Source organism: Domibacillus sp. DTU_2020_1001157_1_SI_ALB_TIR_016 (genome assembly GCF_032341995.1).
Classification (GTDB): Bacteria; Bacillota; Bacilli; order Bacillales; family Domibacillaceae; genus Domibacillus; species Domibacillus indicus_A.
The window spans coordinates 2,454,312-2,467,879 of record NZ_CP135439.1 but is presented as its reverse complement, the minus strand read 5'-3'; the positions used below and the strand labels follow the sequence as shown (position 1 = coordinate 2,467,879).

Genomic DNA, 13,568 nt, shown 5'->3' with positions numbered 1-13,568 from the left:
CCTGTTTTTCACATAAAAAAAAGCCTTTTAACAAGGCTGGTTATATATTAAGCAAATTTTTTCGTATTGATGGCAACTACATTCGATTCAATCGCAAATGGCAAATGAACATGCCGCTTTTCCAGTTCGTCTATACTGACGTCCCGTACAAGCTTTAATGCTTCTTTTTTAAAGGAGTGAGTGACAAATCCTTCATTTACTTCACACAGCTTACGCAAGTAGCGAAGGGTTTCTTCTGTCATTAGTTCTCGAACGGCTCCATTTTGAAGCTGGCAGATCAATTTATGGCGAAGTCCCCGCATGACGCCGATTTGATCAACGTGTGCTGTAACGTTTTCGCCGCTATCTGCCACAAAGCTGAACGAAATGTATTTTCCCTGGGACAAATCAACATTTGTAAAAACCGGATTGGTATATGTTTCACCGGATGAAAGTGTAATCGACTCGGCTTCCGCAGCACCACCCAGCTTTCGGCTGTTGGCGATCACCATATGGATGTCTTTGAGTCCATGAAGCATTCCATTCATGCAGTCTCCCTCTTTCCATCGTCGTTCTTCTTTCATCTTAAAGGGAATGATAATCATTGTCAATAAGAAGTTAAGGAAGCATGAACTGCGTATTTTTGTACAGAATAAAAGAGCATTCCGCTTTACTAAATACTATTCAGAAAATTCGTTCTTTATGCAAAATCTATTCAGTATTCTGTAATAAAATGCAAAAAATGCGCATTTTCGATGAATATTCATGTATAAAAATAAACAAATGCATAAAAAATGATTGAGTTTTTAAAGCGGAAAGAGTATTATCGTACTATATAAAAAAATCAAAGGGGATTTTTACATGACCTATTCATTTAAAAAAGCAGCAGCCGCTATCATGGCCAGCACTGCTTTGCTGTTAGCAGCGTGCGGCGGCGGAGAAGAAGAAAAGGGCAGCAGTCCTTCTGAAGAGAAAAAGGTACTTAATGTTGGAACGGAAGCTACATTCGCTCCGTTTGAATTTATGGATAAAGGTGAAGTATCCGGATTTGACGTAGATCTTTTAAATGCCGCAGCAGAAGAAGCTGGCTATGACGTCAACATTCAAAATACAGGATGGGATTCCATGCTTGCCGGTCTTCAAAGCGGACAGCTTGATATCGGCATGTCAGGCATCACTATCACCGATGAACGTAAAGAAACATATGATTTCTCTGTTCCATATTTTGAATCTGTAACGATGATCGTCTACAAAGAAGGAACAGACATTAAAGCAGCGGAAGATTTAAAAGGAAAGAAAATTGGCGTTCAAAATGGAACAACTGGACAATTTGCAGCTGAAAGCATCGTGGGTGTAAACAACAATGCTATTTCAAAATATGAAACAGCCGCTCTGATGTTCCAAGCTCTTCAAAGTGGAGATGTTGAAGCTGTAGTAACAGATATTGCAGTAGCACTTGAATATGAAAAATCAAATCCGAATGCCGGTGTTAAAACGGTCACAGATGATCAGTTTGCAGCTGAATACTACGGTATTGCTTTCCCGAAAGGAAGCGAGTATAAAGACGATTTTGACAAAGCATTAAATACGCTTTACGAAAACGGTAAATACGCTGAAATCTACGAAAAATGGTTTGATGAAGCGCCAGATATGGAAACTTTAAAAAAAGCAGCGCAATAAAAAAACGGCTGTCCATTTCTTAACGGGCAGCCATTTTCTATGAAAGGAGAGAAAAAAATGGATTTTCGTTTTGATATTATCACAGATTATATGCCGTTTTTTCTGCAGGGCTTAAAAGTCACGCTCGGTGTTTCCCTTGCCGGTGTGCTGGCCGGGCTTGTACTCGGGCTTTTTATCGCGCTCGGAAAAATGTCAACTAATAGATGGATTCGTCTTCCCTTTAATATTTATATTAATATTTTCCGGGGAACACCGCTTCTTGTTCAGCTATTAATTATTCATTTTGGGATAGTACCGTTGTTTATGTCGCCTTCTAACCCCGTTGTATCTCTTGTGATTGGATTGTCTCTGAATGCGGCAGCATATATTGCGGAAATTTTCCGGGCAGGTATTCAATCTATTGATAAAGGGCAGATGGAAGCTGCGCGCTCTCTTGGGATGACGCGCGTGCAGGCGATGAAACTTGTTATTTTGCCGCAGGCGTTCAAGCGTGTAATTCCGCCGCTCGGCAATGAATTTATCGTGTTACTAAAAGAATCTTCACTTGGTTCGGTGCTGGCTGCGCCTGAACTGATGTATTGGGGCCGTGCTGCGGCAGGCCAGTATATTCGTGTATGGGAGCCGTACCTGACCGTTGCACTTATTTATCTTGTACTGACACTGTCACTTACCTACTTGATGAATTATGTTGAAAGGAGATTAAGCACTGATGATAAGCGTTAAAAACTTAAAAAAATCTTTTGGCGACAATGAAGTGCTGAAAGACATTTCCCTTGATGTATCACCGCAGGAAGTGGTAGTGGTTATTGGTCCATCCGGATCAGGAAAATCAACGTTTATCCGCTGCTTAAACATGCTGGAAACAATTGATGGCGGGCACGTAATCATTGATGGAAAAGATTTAACCGATAAGAAAACAAATATTAACGAGGTTCGGACAGACGTAGGAATGGTGTTTCAGCACTTTAACTTATTCCCTCACAAAACGATTCTTGAAAATGTTACACTCGCCCCCATCAATGTACGGGGGGTAAAAAAAGCAGAAGCAGAAGAAAAAGCGCGGGTCCTGCTGGCCAAAGTAGGTCTTGCCGAAAAAGCCTCTGCTTATCCGGATTCACTTTCCGGGGGACAAAAGCAGCGTGTGGCGATTGCGCGTGCACTTGCGATGGAGCCGAAGATCATGCTGTTTGATGAACCAACATCGGCTCTTGACCCTGAAATGGTCGGGGAAGTGCTGGAAGTCATGAAGCAGCTCGCTAAGGACGGGATGACCATGATTGTCGTAACGCATGAAATGGGCTTTGCCCGTGAAGTGGGTGACCGGGTTATTTTTATGGATAATGGCTATGTTGTGGAACAAAACGAACCGAAAGCGCTGTTTGATGCTCCTCAGCACGAACGGACGAAAGCCTTTTTAAGCAAGGTACTATAAAAAAAAGCCTCCTTTTAAAAGGAGGCTTTTTTTAGTGCTGGTAAATAAGCATTTCGATTTCTGTGCCTTCAAGCGTTTCTTTGGTCATTAAATCTTCTACGAGCCGTTCGAATGCCTCGCGGTTTTCCTCAATTAATGTTTGGGACCGTTCGAGTGCGACTTCAAACAGCTCATTCATTTTTGTTTCCTTGTCTGCCTGACGGAATGTCAGGGAAAAACGATCCTGGAAAATACCGGTATCTACCATGCGTTCTAAGATCTGTTTTGCCTGCTGAACATCACCGCTTACGCCAATTGAATGCTCACCAAGGTAAAGGCGCTCTGCTACCCCGCCTGAAAGAATCATAGCCACCTGGTCAATCAATTCGCTGGCCGTTGATAAATGAAGCTCTTTCGGCACAGGAGCAACATAACCAAGCGCTTGTCCACGCGGAATGATCGTAGCCTTGCGGACAGAGCCGGGCTTCGTGAGAGCAGCTACTAGGGCATGGCCGGCTTCATGAATCGCGACACGCCGCTTTGTAGCAGGGTCTGCAAGCGGCCGTGTTGTTGTGCCCAGAATGGTTCGGTCGAGCGCATAGTCAAAATCTTCTTTTCCAATCGTATCACGCCCGCTTCGAATAGCATTGCGGCTTGCCGTTTCAAACAGCGCTGACAATTCAGCTCCGGAAAAGCCGACGGTAGACTCTGCCAGATCCTGAAGCATGGCGGCGGCGTTGTCGGTTAATTTTCTTCCTTTAGCGTGAATATCAATAATTTCTTTCCGTCCTTTTGCATCCGGCAAAGTCACATGGAACGAGAAATCAATACGGCCGGGGCGGAGAAAGGCTTCATCAAGCATGTCGCGCCGGTTTGTCGCAGCGATAAAAAGAATGCCATCATTGTCAAGGCCGCCGTCAAGCTGGACCAGCAGCTCGGTCAGTGTTTTTTCGCCTTCCTCGCCGCCGTGTGTTTTCCGGCGCCCGGCTAATGCGTCAACTTCATCAATAAAAATAACAGCTGGTTTTTGTTTGCGTGCTTCTGTAAACAAGCTGCGCACACGCGATGCACCAACACCGACGAACAGCTCTGTAAAAGCAGAACCGCTTGATGAAAAGAAAGAAGCGCCAATTTCACGGGCAATAGCCTGAGCGAGCAGCGTTTTTCCTGTTCCCGGCGGGCCGTATAGAAGAATACCGCGCGGCGGTTCAAGACCCAGACGGGTAGACAAATCTCTTTCTTTTAAAATCGACAGCGTCTGCAGAATATCTTCCTTCATCTCATCGGCAAGACCGCCAACATCATTAAGCGTAATATCTGGAAGGGGGCGGGCCTGTGAAAGGCTGTTTTTCATCGAGTGAGCCACACCCATTCCCCCGCCTTTTTTTCGGTAAATGTAAAACCCAATGGCTGATGCTGTTAACAGAACAAGTACAATAATCCAGCTTTCATATGGATTGGCTTTTACATATTCATAGCGAATATTGTATGTTTTGTTCAATTGGTCAACCGCATCGCTTCCCGGAGAAATATAAGAAGTAAACTCGCCGTTTTGTGTGGAAATATGCAGCTTGCCGTCGGGATGCTCCTCTAGCTCAACTACTTTTCCGTTTTCTTTTTGAATAATAGATTCAACCGATGAAAACGGAACGACAGTCGCTTGATTCGTATCCCGTACATATAAAAATACAACGGCCGCTATGAGCAGCGAAAAAGCAATCGCTGCTTTCCACCACAGTCCGGGACGTGTTAACATCGACATCACACTCCCTTTTTAGTCTCTCTCTATTATAAGAGAAAACGAGATTCGATGAAAGCGGAAAACATTTCTGCTTCAAAACACTCTTGTTTTAAAATCGAATGGTGCGTGGTATGATAAGGAAGATTAAATTTAAAGGAGCGATTACTTTGGCGAAAAAAGGCTATATTCAAATGAAAGACGGAGCGAAAATCGAATTCGACTTGTTTCCGGAGGCAGCACCAGGTACAGTAGAAAACTTCGAGAAACTAGCGAATGAAGGATTTTATAACGGTGTTGTATTCCACCGTGTTATTCCGGGATTTGTAAGCCAGGGCGGCGATCCGACTGGAACAGGAATGGGCGGTCCGGGTTACACAATCAAATGCGAAACAGAAGGAAACCCGCATACACATCAGGAAGGGTCTCTATCTATGGCACATGCAGGAAAAGACACAGGCGGCAGCCAGTTCTTTATCGTTCATGAGCCGCAGCCTCATTTGAATGGCGTTCATACTGTTTTTGGCCAGGTAACATCAGGCATCGAAGCTGTAAAGTCTATGAAAAATGGCGATGTAATGGAAAAAGTAGAAGTATTCGACGTGTAATGATGCACTAAAGCCGGCTTTTGCCGGTTTTTTTATGGAAAAAATGAGTATTTCGGATGTGCAGTTGACGAGGTTCATACAACTGTGTAAAAATAAAACACATCATATATAAAAGCCTACTGGGGGTGCCTTCAGGCTGAGAGAGGAATGTCCTTAACCCCAATAACCTGATCCGGATCATGCCGGCGTAGGGAAGTAGCAATCACTGACGAAAAAACGGTTCAGCGTATTGCTGAGCCGTTTTTTGTATGAAGGAGGAAAAATCAGTTGTTTACCCCTAAAAAAATGGCGGTAATGTCTCTCCTGGCCGCAATTGGCGTTCTCGGCGCCACTTTTATCTGGTTTCCGGCAGGGGCGGCGAAAGCCTTTCCCGTCCAGCATGCCATCAATGTGCTGGCGGCCATTTTGCTCGGTCCCGGCCCGGCAGTCATCATCGCTTTTTTAATTGCAGCTGTTCGTAATCTATTAGGGCTTGGAACGATTCTCGCTTTTCCAGGCAGTATGATTGGTGCCGTTTTGGCCGGGTATGCTTATCAAAAATGGAAGAAGCCTTCTCTTGCCGCAGTGGGAGAAATAGCAGGAACCGGCGTGATCGCTTCGCTTGTAGCTGTACCGATCGCCAACTTATTTCTCGGTATGAAAGCAGCCGCATTTGCCTTTATGCCGGCATTTCTCATCAGCAGCGTGACAGGGGCCGTGCTTGGTCTTCTCCTGGCCGTCCGCTTGAAAAAAACAAGAATGTTTCAACGAAAGGATCATTTCTAATGAATAATCACGATGCAGCTCAGCTGCTCCAAAAAGTAAGAGCGGAAAAGCCGCTTATTCACAATTTAACCAACACTGTTGTGACAAACTTTACGGCAAACGGCCTGCTTGCACTGGGTGCTTCCCCGGTTATGGCTGATGCCGTGGAAGAAGCAGCAGATATGGCCCGTATTGCGTCTGCCGTTGTCCTCAATATCGGTACACTTTCAGCTTCTAAGGTAGAAGCCATGATTTTAGCAGGGAAAGCAGCGAATGAAAAAGGGATTCCTGTTTTGTTTGATCCCGTTGGGGCAGGAGCCACTCCATTTCGCACAGAAAGCGCCAAGCGCATTTTATCAGAGGTAAAAGTGGATGTACTGCGCGGGAATGCAGGAGAAGTTGCCGTGCTGTGCGGACGGTCCGTTGAAGTAAAAGGAGTAGACGGCGGCGGAAATGAAGATGTGCGCAAACTGGCAAGGGAAGCAGCCGAACTGCTGAACCTTACTTGTGTGATTACCGGCAAGGAAGACAGTGTGTTTGGGGAAGAAGCATATGCCATTCAAAACGGCCATCCTATTTTAACGCGCGTTACAGGGACAGGCTGTCTTCTTGGGGCTGTAATTGCTTCTTTCTGCGCGGTTGAAAAAAACTACGCAAAAGCAGCTGCAGCAGCGCTGTCCTTTTATGGTGTGGCTGCGGAACGTGCTGCCGCTGCGCCGGGTGCAGACGGACCGGGTACGTTTGCTGCCGGGTTTATCAATCAACTTTATCAAACAAGCAGCCAGGACATAATCGAAAACGGAAAAGTAGAGGTGCTTTAATATGACAGTAGCCAAAGCATTAACCATTGCAGGATCTGACAGCGGAGGCGGCGCTGGCATTCAAGCGGATTTAAAAACATTTCAAGAATTGGGTGTGTACGGCACGTCCGCTTTAACGGCTGTTACAGCACAAAACACACTCGGCGTACACGGTGTGTATCCGATCGAAGCTGAAGCTGTAGAAAAGCAAATTGAAGTGGTACTGTCAGACATCGGAGTAAATGCCGTGAAAACAGGGATGCTGTTTTCGGCTGGCATTATTGAAGCCGCTGCCTGGACACTCCGGAAATACGAGTGCCACAATCTTGTCATTGACCCTGTGATGATTGCCAAAGGGGGTGCCTCATTGCTACAGAAGGAAGCATCTGAAGCATTAAAAAAGGTTTTGCTTCCGCTTGCGCTTGTTGTGACCCCTAATATTCCTGAAGCAGAAGTGCTGACAGGAATGGCCATTCGTTCAGAAGCTGATAAAAAAGAAGCGGCAAAGCGGATTGCTTCTTACGGGGTGAAAAACGTCTTGATTAAAGGCGGTCATGAGGAAGGAGATCAAACATCCGACCTTTTATATGACGGGGAGGAGTTCCACATGTTTACCGGCCGGCGGATTGATACAAAAGACACTCACGGGACCGGCTGTACTTTTTCAGCAGCTATGACCGCAGAGATTGCAAAGGGTGCCTCTGTCCACGCGGCGGCTCAAACGGCTAAATCTTTTATTCAGGCGGCGATTGAAGACGGTCTTCATATCGGAGAAGGCCATGGACCGACTAATCATTGGGCACATCGCCAGCGGGGAGGACAGCTATGAGAAACGAGCAGCTGGCTGTGTATTTTATCGCCGGTACGCCGAACTGCCCGCGGCCGATTGAAACCATCCTGCAGGAAGCCATTGCCGGCGGCATTACGATGTTTCAGTTCCGGGAAAAAGGAAAGAATGCGCTCACGGGAGCTGCCAAAAAACAAACCGCGCAGCGCCTTCAGGCGATCTGCCGGGAAGCGGGCATCCCGTTTATTGTCAATGATGATATTGAGCTTGCCGTCGACATTGGTGCAGACGGTGTTCATATTGGCCAGGAAGATGAAGCGGCATCCATCGTACGTGAGAAGCTAAAAGGCGGTATTGTCGGAGTATCCGTTCATACGATGGAAGAATTTGAACAAGCGATAAAAGATGGAGCTGATTATGTCGGGACCGGTCCAGTATATGCCACCGCAACGAAAACGGATACCCGCCCGGTGGCAGGCACGGGCTTAATCCGCCGTATGAAAGAGCGTTATCCACAGTTTCCGGTAGTCGGTATTGGCGGCATTACGCTTGAAAACGCGGAAGAGGTCATCGAGGCCGGAGCCGACGGAGTATCTGTGATTACGGCCATCAGCCTGGCTGAAAATCCTGCTTCCGCTGCAGCACTTTTACAAAACAGCTTCTTATAAAAAAGCAAACCAGCAGGCCTTTTTTCGTGCTATGATAAGAAAAACGCATTTGGAACGAGGCCGGGTGAAGCAATGTACCTATTTATTATCAACCCGTCTTCCGGAAACGGACAGGCGGTTTTTTTGTGGAAAAAAGTTGAGGGTATTTTAAAAAAGAAACAGATTCCTTATGAAGCGCTTGTGGGAGGTTCGGACGTAGCAGCCCGTGAGTTTATTTGGAAGCGGATGAAAGAAAAAAAGATAAAAGCTGTGGGAGTGATCGGCGGCGACGGAACCTTTCACGCGGTTATACAGGACCTTGTTTACGCGGATACAGTGGCTGCTTTACTTCCGGCCGGGTCGGGAAATGATCTCGCCCGTATGTTTGGCTTGACGAAAAATCCACATGCTTTTGTAGAAGGCCTGCTGTCAAAAACTCCGCAGCAGATTGATGTGTTGAAAGTCAACAACAGCTTTGGGCTGACGGTTTCCGGTATTGGCCTGGATGCTCATATTGCCGGACAGGCAGCCCGGGCTTTTTATAAAAAAACGCTTCATAAACTTGGGGCAGGCGGCCTATCTTATAAGCTCAGCGCCCTTTCATCCATTATTCGCTACAAGCCATTTAAAAGCATTGTTACGATTGATGAGGATCAATACATATCAGACCACACCTGGATGATCGCAAGCGGCAATACGTCTTTGTATGGGGGAGGGCTTGTCATTTGTCCATATGCCCATCCTATTGATGGAGTAGCCGACGTTACACTTGTGCATACTGTGTCGAGAAGACGGCTGCTTTTTCGGCTGTTTCCACTTCTTATGAAAGGGGACCCGGTACTGCGTGCAGGGGTTGCCTATAAAAAAGGAAAAAGTATCATGGTTCAAACGAGCCGGCCGGTGCCGGTAATGGTTGATGGTGAAGTAATTGGCATGACGCCTGCTGCCATTTCTATTCAAGAAAAAGCTATTTATCTCATCATCACTACGTAACAAAATGAAACTTGTTTGCATATTAGAGCCGGGTTTTGGGTATGAAAAAAGGAGAAGATATGTGCACAAGCGAAGTGGAGGCGTAGGAATGGAAAAAATGAACCGTGGTATTTTAACAGCGCTGTCAGCGATCGGCATTGCGCAAGGGCTGAAAATCTTTACTCATAAAAAAGTAAGTGGCAATTGGGATGTAAAACAAGCCTTTACAACAGGCGGTATGCCAAGCTCTCACTCGGCCGGCGTGTCGGCACTGGCTTCTTATGTGGCTGCAAATAAAGGATGGCGCCACACGGAAACAGCATTAGCAACTGTTTTTGGTGTCATTGTAATGTATGATGCTCAAGGCATCCGCCGTCATACGGGAGAAATTGCCCAGCTGGTCAATGATCTTGAAGACAATCTTGCTAAATTTTCCGGTGAATTTCCGAGTTTTCAATACGTGCAGCGCGAAAAAGAATTAAAGGAATTGCTCGGCCACCAGCCGGTCGAAGTAGGGGCAGGCGCCCTGCTAGGCATTCTCCTGGGCATTGTCTCTGCAAAAATTGAAGACGGACTGCGAAAATCAGAACAAAAAAAACAAATTTACAATCGGCGTGAAATCAATCGGCGTAAACATCAATGGTAACGAAAAAAGCACCCGTCGCGGGTGCTTTTTTATTTGATTACTTGGAAAACAACATGACGGTTCATAACCGGTTTCAGCTTGAAAAGCACATGATGGATGATTTCCTTTTTCATCACAGCTGAAACGGCCGGTGAGAGGGTTAATGATTGAATAAAGCGTAATGCGTGGCATTCGATATAGTGGGTAATTTGTTCTTTATAAAATAAATCGCGCTTAACGATTTTTTCCTTTATTTCGTTTGTAAGCTGTATCGCAAATTGCGTAACAGAATACTCAACTCCTCCGTAAAATTCAGCTACTGTCATAGCTCATTCCACTCCTTCCTCCATTCCATTTGTCAATACTTCTATTTATATCTTAACACAAACTTTACAATAAATTAATAATTAAATGATATTTATTTACATTACCTTAATTTATATGCCATAAACAGTCTCATAGAAGAGTTTCTTTCAGACTGTAGACAAATTATGTTGATGACCGTGCACATGAATGGGAGGGAGCGGCGGCGTCCAGGCAGCTCCGCTTTCCATGGGGCAGGCGCTGAGCCCGGCTTCGCCTGGCGGCTGCACTGGTCTCAGCTGCCCGCTCGTCCCATAGGAGTCTGCGCCGCCCTCCCGCCGCCAAGTGGCTTGCAACAAGATTGTATAGCATGAATAAGGTCGTATCTTTCTGTTTAAAAAAGAGAAAATGTCTATTCAGTCCTCGCTCATTGGTCTTCAACACCACTTATCGGCTCTTTTTTAAAGCGAAAGATTTTGTCTACACACTGAAAAAAACCCCTAAATAGAAGGGGTTTTTTGATATAACAATTAAGAAAGTGAGATCGCTGCCGGCTTTACTTGAAGGGAAGAAAGCTGGTACGTTTTATGGCGGATTGCTTCAACGGAAACATGTTTTCGCGCAACGCCGGTATCCATCGCTGCCTGCGCGACAGCAGCAGCTACTTCCGGTGCTACACGCGGATCAAATGCAGATGGAATAATATATTCCTCAGAGCGTTCTTGATCACCTACAAGAGAGGCAATGGCAAAAGCAGCAGCCATTTTCATTTCCTCATTGATATCTGAAGCCCGTGTATCAAGCGCCCCTCGGAAAATGCCCGGAAAAGCTAAAACATTGTTGACTTGATTTGGAAAGTCAGAGCGGCCTGTGCCGATCACGCGTACACCGGCTGCTTTGGCATCTGCCGGCAGAATTTCCGGCGTTGGGTTGGCCATTGCAAAAACAATCGCATCCTGCTTCATCGTCTGAATCATAGCCGGTGTCAGTGCTCCGGCAGCAGAGACACCGATAAACACATCGCTGTTCTTTACCGCTTCCTCAAGCGGTCCGCTTACTTTATCCGGGTTGGTAAACGAAGCAATTTCTTCTTTAATCGGATTCATCCCAGCGGTCCGTCCCTCGTAAATCGCTCCTTTCGTATCACACATAATCATATTTTTTATGTTAAATGCCTGAAGCAGTTTAGCGATGGCTATACCAGCCGAACCAGCGCCATTAATGACAATTTTGATATCAGAAAAGGACTTGTCCACAATTTTCAACGCATTAATTAAACCGGCGGCTGTAACGATCGCTGTACCGTGCTGGTCGTCATGAAAAACAGGAATATCCATTTCTTTTCTGAGACGCTCCTCAATCAAAAAACAGTTGGGCGCTTTGATATCTTCTAAATTAATGCCTCCAAAGGATGAAGCAGTAAGTTTTACAGTTCGGATAATGTCTTCTGGATCGCTGCTATTAATGCAAATCGGAAAAGCATCCACACCGCCAAAATTTTTAAATAAAATAGCTTTCCCCTCCATTACGGGAAGGGAAGCATGGGCGCCGATATCTCCCAATCCGAGAACAGCTGAACCGTCTGATACCACTGCCACTGTGTTAGCTTTCATCGTATACTCATACAGATTTTCTGGGTTTTCGTGAATCTCAAGGCAGGGTTCAGCCACGCCCGGCGAATAAACAAGGCTTAAATCGTTTAAGTCTGTAACGCCCATTTTCGCTGCTGTTTCCAGTTTTCCTTGATAGTGACGGTGAAGGTCAAGTGCATCCTGACGTAAATCTTTCAATGTGATTCCCCTTTTCTGTTCAGTTTTCTGATTTTCATAGCAATGCAAACCGGAAACTGATTCAAATTTTCTGAAAATTTATTTTTGTATTGTATCGCTTTTCAGAAGGGTTGTAAATAGAATCGGGCAAAAAATGTCCCGATAAATAAAAGGGTTGTGTTCTTTTCTTTTTTCCTGTACATTTAGAAAATAAGATCAATTAAACAAACCTTATCAAGAGAAGCGGAGGGACTGGCCCGACGATGCTTCAGCAACCGGCCGTATCGGCAAAGGTGCTAAATCCAGCGGACTGACACCGTCCGGGAGATGAGAAGAAGTGTAAAAACAAGCCTTCTTCCATGGAGGCTTGTTTTTTTTATATTAAAAGGAGCGATAGAAATGACAAATATTGAAACAAAGCTTGCCCAAATCGGCAACCGTACAAACAATCCAACTGGAACAGTGAATCCGCCTGTTTATTTTTCAACAGCTTATCGCCACGAGGGAATTGGCATGTCAACAGGCTATGACTACGTGCGGACAGGAAACCCAACGCGCGAGGTTGTCGAAAAAGCGATCGCTGATCTTGAAGGAGCAGATGCAGGATTTGCTTTTTCATCCGGCATGGCCGCTATCCATACTTTAATGTCTTTGTTTGAGCCGGGTGATCATTTCTTAGTATCAGCTGACTTGTACGGCGGTACGTACCGCTTATTTGAAAAAGCCTGGAAAAAGTTTGGCCTCGACTTTACATATGATAGCTTTGAATCACTGAGTGAAACAAAAAAATTGGTAACCGAGAAAACAAAAGCGATCTTTTTGGAAACACCAACCAACCCGCTTATGAACGAAATCAGCATCAAAGACGTTTCTGATTTTGCAAAAGAACACGGCCTGCTGCTGATTGTGGACAATACATTTTATACTCCAGTGCTGCAGCGCCCTATTGAGCAGGGGGCCGATATTGTTCTTCACAGCGCCACAAAATATCTTGGCGGGCACAATGACCTGCTGGCCGGCTTAATTGCTGTAAAAGGTGAAGAACTGGCGGCTCGTGTTTTTGATTTTCAAAATGCAATCGGCGCCGTGCTCGCGCCATTTGATTCCTGGCTGCTTGTCCGCGGCATGAAAACGCTCAGCCTGCGTATGAAGCAGCATACAGAAAACGGTCGAAAAATTGCGTCATTTTTGGAAGAGCATGATGATATTACAGACGTTTTATATCCGGGACAGGGCGGTATGCTGTCATTCCGCTTACAGTCAGAAGAGTGGGTAAATGCATTCCTGCAAAACTTGCAAATTATTTCCTTTGCGGAAAGCCTGGGCGGCGTAGAGAGCCTTATGACGTATCCAGCCACACAAACCCACATGGATATACCGGAAGAAATCCGTGTCGCAAACGGCGTCTGCAACCGGCTTTTACGTTTTTCAATCGGGATCGAGCATGCGGAGGATTTAATTGCAGATCTCAAGCAGGCATTTCAAAAAATGAAAGGATGAACAAC

At 45.6% G+C, this 13,568-nt stretch carries 15 protein-coding genes and 2 riboswitches; of the genes, 11 read left to right on the top strand and 4 right to left on the bottom strand.

The genetic code is table 11. From position 1 onward, the window contains the following. Window positions 1-47 precede the first annotated feature (47 nt). A complete protein-coding gene (locus RRU94_RS20600; protein ID WP_315692744.1) occupies window positions 48-527 on the bottom strand; it encodes a hypothetical protein in 480 nt (159 codons plus the stop codon). A 313-nt stretch (window positions 528-840) separates the two neighbouring features. Here RRU94_RS20600 and RRU94_RS20595 point away from each other — a divergent pair, with 313 nt between their 5' ends. From RRU94_RS20595 to RRU94_RS20585, 3 genes are read left to right on the top strand one after another with little or no spacing between them, the layout of a single operon-like run. Next, window positions 841-1,659 (top strand): basic amino acid ABC transporter substrate-binding protein, encoded by an 819-nt coding sequence (locus RRU94_RS20595; RefSeq protein ID WP_315692743.1) that lies wholly within the window; start codon window positions 841-843, stop codon window positions 1,657-1,659. A gap of 57 nt (window positions 1,660-1,716) precedes the next feature. Then, window positions 1,717-2,382 carry an amino acid ABC transporter permease gene (locus RRU94_RS20590; protein ID WP_251270411.1) on the top strand — a complete coding sequence of 222 codons (666 nt, stop codon included), beginning with the start codon at window positions 1,717-1,719 and terminating at the stop codon, window positions 2,380-2,382. Beyond that, window positions 2,369-3,091, top strand: a complete 723-nt coding sequence (locus RRU94_RS20585) for an amino acid ABC transporter ATP-binding protein (RefSeq protein WP_315692742.1) — start codon at window positions 2,369-2,371, stop codon at window positions 3,089-3,091. Before RRU94_RS20590 ends, RRU94_RS20585 begins: the two co-directional genes overlap by 14 nt. A gap of 31 nt (window positions 3,092-3,122) precedes the next feature. Here RRU94_RS20585 and RRU94_RS20580 read toward each other — a convergent pair whose 3' ends face one another. Next, window positions 3,123-4,826 (bottom strand): AAA family ATPase, encoded by a 1,704-nt coding sequence (locus RRU94_RS20580; RefSeq protein ID WP_315696075.1) that lies wholly within the window; start codon window positions 4,824-4,826, stop codon window positions 3,123-3,125. A gap of 152 nt (window positions 4,827-4,978) precedes the next feature. Here RRU94_RS20580 and RRU94_RS20575 point away from each other — a divergent pair, with 152 nt between their 5' ends. The 7 genes from RRU94_RS20575 to RRU94_RS20545 all read left to right on the top strand — a co-directional run bounded on the left by RRU94_RS20575 (window position 4,979) and on the right by RRU94_RS20545 (window position 10,012). Continuing rightward, window positions 4,979-5,416, top strand: coding sequence for a peptidylprolyl isomerase (locus RRU94_RS20575; RefSeq protein ID WP_315692740.1), 438 nt, complete (start codon window positions 4,979-4,981; stop codon window positions 5,414-5,416). A gap of 111 nt (window positions 5,417-5,527) precedes the next feature. Continuing rightward, window positions 5,528-5,627: riboswitch (TPP riboswitch) on the top strand. Between the two features lie 56 nt (window positions 5,628-5,683). Continuing rightward, a complete protein-coding gene (gene thiW / locus RRU94_RS20570) occupies window positions 5,684-6,181 on the top strand; it encodes an energy coupling factor transporter S component ThiW (protein ID WP_315692739.1) in 498 nt (165 codons plus the stop codon). Beyond that, complete coding sequence (gene thiM, locus RRU94_RS20565) at window positions 6,181-6,981, top strand: hydroxyethylthiazole kinase (protein WP_315692738.1); 801 nt, start codon at window positions 6,181-6,183, stop codon at window positions 6,979-6,981. Before thiW ends, thiM begins: the two co-directional genes overlap by 1 nt. A 1-nt stretch (window position 6,982) precedes the next feature. Then, entirely contained in the window at window positions 6,983-7,789 is an 807-nt protein-coding gene (gene thiD, locus RRU94_RS20560; protein ID WP_315692737.1) for a bifunctional hydroxymethylpyrimidine kinase/phosphomethylpyrimidine kinase, read from the top strand. Beyond that, window positions 7,786-8,415, top strand: coding sequence for a thiamine phosphate synthase (thiE, locus tag RRU94_RS20555; protein ID WP_315692735.1), 630 nt, complete (start codon window positions 7,786-7,788; stop codon window positions 8,413-8,415). Before thiD ends, thiE begins: the two co-directional genes overlap by 4 nt. A gap of 72 nt (window positions 8,416-8,487) precedes the next feature. Continuing rightward, entirely contained in the window at window positions 8,488-9,387 is a 900-nt protein-coding gene (locus tag RRU94_RS20550) for a diacylglycerol/lipid kinase family protein (RefSeq protein ID WP_315692734.1), read from the top strand. An 88-nt stretch (window positions 9,388-9,475) separates the two neighbouring features. Further along, the gene (locus RRU94_RS20545; RefSeq protein ID WP_251270404.1) at window positions 9,476-10,012 is read left to right on the top strand and encodes a divergent PAP2 family protein; all 537 of its coding nucleotides are present in this window, start codon (window positions 9,476-9,478) and stop codon (window positions 10,010-10,012) included. 29 nt (window positions 10,013-10,041) lie between these two features. On the opposite strand, the gene RRU94_RS20540 is transcribed toward RRU94_RS20545, so the two are convergent. Continuing rightward, on the bottom strand, window positions 10,042-10,317 hold the full coding sequence (locus RRU94_RS20540) for a hypothetical protein (RefSeq protein WP_242232215.1): 276 nt from the start codon (window positions 10,315-10,317) through the stop codon (window positions 10,042-10,044). Window positions 10,318-10,824: 507 nt separating this feature from the next. Beyond that, window positions 10,825-12,084 carry an NAD(P)-dependent malic enzyme gene (locus tag RRU94_RS20535; protein WP_315692730.1) on the bottom strand — a complete coding sequence of 420 codons (1,260 nt, stop codon included), beginning with the start codon at window positions 12,082-12,084 and terminating at the stop codon, window positions 10,825-10,827. 207 nt (window positions 12,085-12,291) lie between these two features. Further along, window positions 12,292-12,397, top strand: a riboswitch (SAM riboswitch). A 65-nt stretch (window positions 12,398-12,462) separates the two neighbouring features. Here RRU94_RS20535 and RRU94_RS20530 point away from each other — a divergent pair. Beyond that, window positions 12,463-13,563 carry a methionine biosynthesis PLP-dependent protein gene (locus tag RRU94_RS20530; RefSeq protein WP_315692729.1) on the top strand — a complete coding sequence of 367 codons (1,101 nt, stop codon included), beginning with the start codon at window positions 12,463-12,465 and terminating at the stop codon, window positions 13,561-13,563. Window positions 13,564-13,568: the final 5 nt, after the last annotated feature.

Bases quoted from the DNA above. Each gene is read 5' to 3' on its own strand.
- RRU94_RS20600 (WP_315692744.1), bottom strand. From the start codon at position 527: ATGAATGGAATGCTTCATGGACTCAAAGACATCCATATGGTGATCGCC.
- RRU94_RS20595 (WP_315692743.1), top strand. From the start codon at position 841: ATGACCTATTCATTTAAAAAAGCAGCAGCCGCTATCATGGCCAGCACT.
- RRU94_RS20590 (WP_251270411.1), top strand. From the start codon at position 1,717: ATGGATTTTCGTTTTGATATTATCACAGATTATATGCCGTTTTTTCTG.
- RRU94_RS20585 (WP_315692742.1), top strand. From the start codon at position 2,369: ATGATAAGCGTTAAAAACTTAAAAAAATCTTTTGGCGACAATGAAGTG.
- RRU94_RS20580 (WP_315696075.1), bottom strand. From the start codon at position 4,826: ATGTTAACACGTCCCGGACTGTGGTGGAAAGCAGCGATTGCTTTTTCG.
- thiM (WP_315692738.1), top strand. From the start codon at position 6,181: ATGAATAATCACGATGCAGCTCAGCTGCTCCAAAAAGTAAGAGCGGAA.
- thiD (WP_315692737.1), top strand. From the start codon at position 6,983: ATGACAGTAGCCAAAGCATTAACCATTGCAGGATCTGACAGCGGAGGC.
- thiE (WP_315692735.1), top strand. From the start codon at position 7,786: ATGAGAAACGAGCAGCTGGCTGTGTATTTTATCGCCGGTACGCCGAAC.
- RRU94_RS20550 (WP_315692734.1), top strand. From the start codon at position 8,488: ATGTACCTATTTATTATCAACCCGTCTTCCGGAAACGGACAGGCGGTT.
- RRU94_RS20545 (WP_251270404.1), top strand. From the start codon at position 9,476: ATGGAAAAAATGAACCGTGGTATTTTAACAGCGCTGTCAGCGATCGGC.
- RRU94_RS20540 (WP_242232215.1), bottom strand. From the start codon at position 10,317: ATGACAGTAGCTGAATTTTACGGAGGAGTTGAGTATTCTGTTACGCAA.
- RRU94_RS20530 (WP_315692729.1), top strand. From the start codon at position 12,463: ATGACAAATATTGAAACAAAGCTTGCCCAAATCGGCAACCGTACAAAC.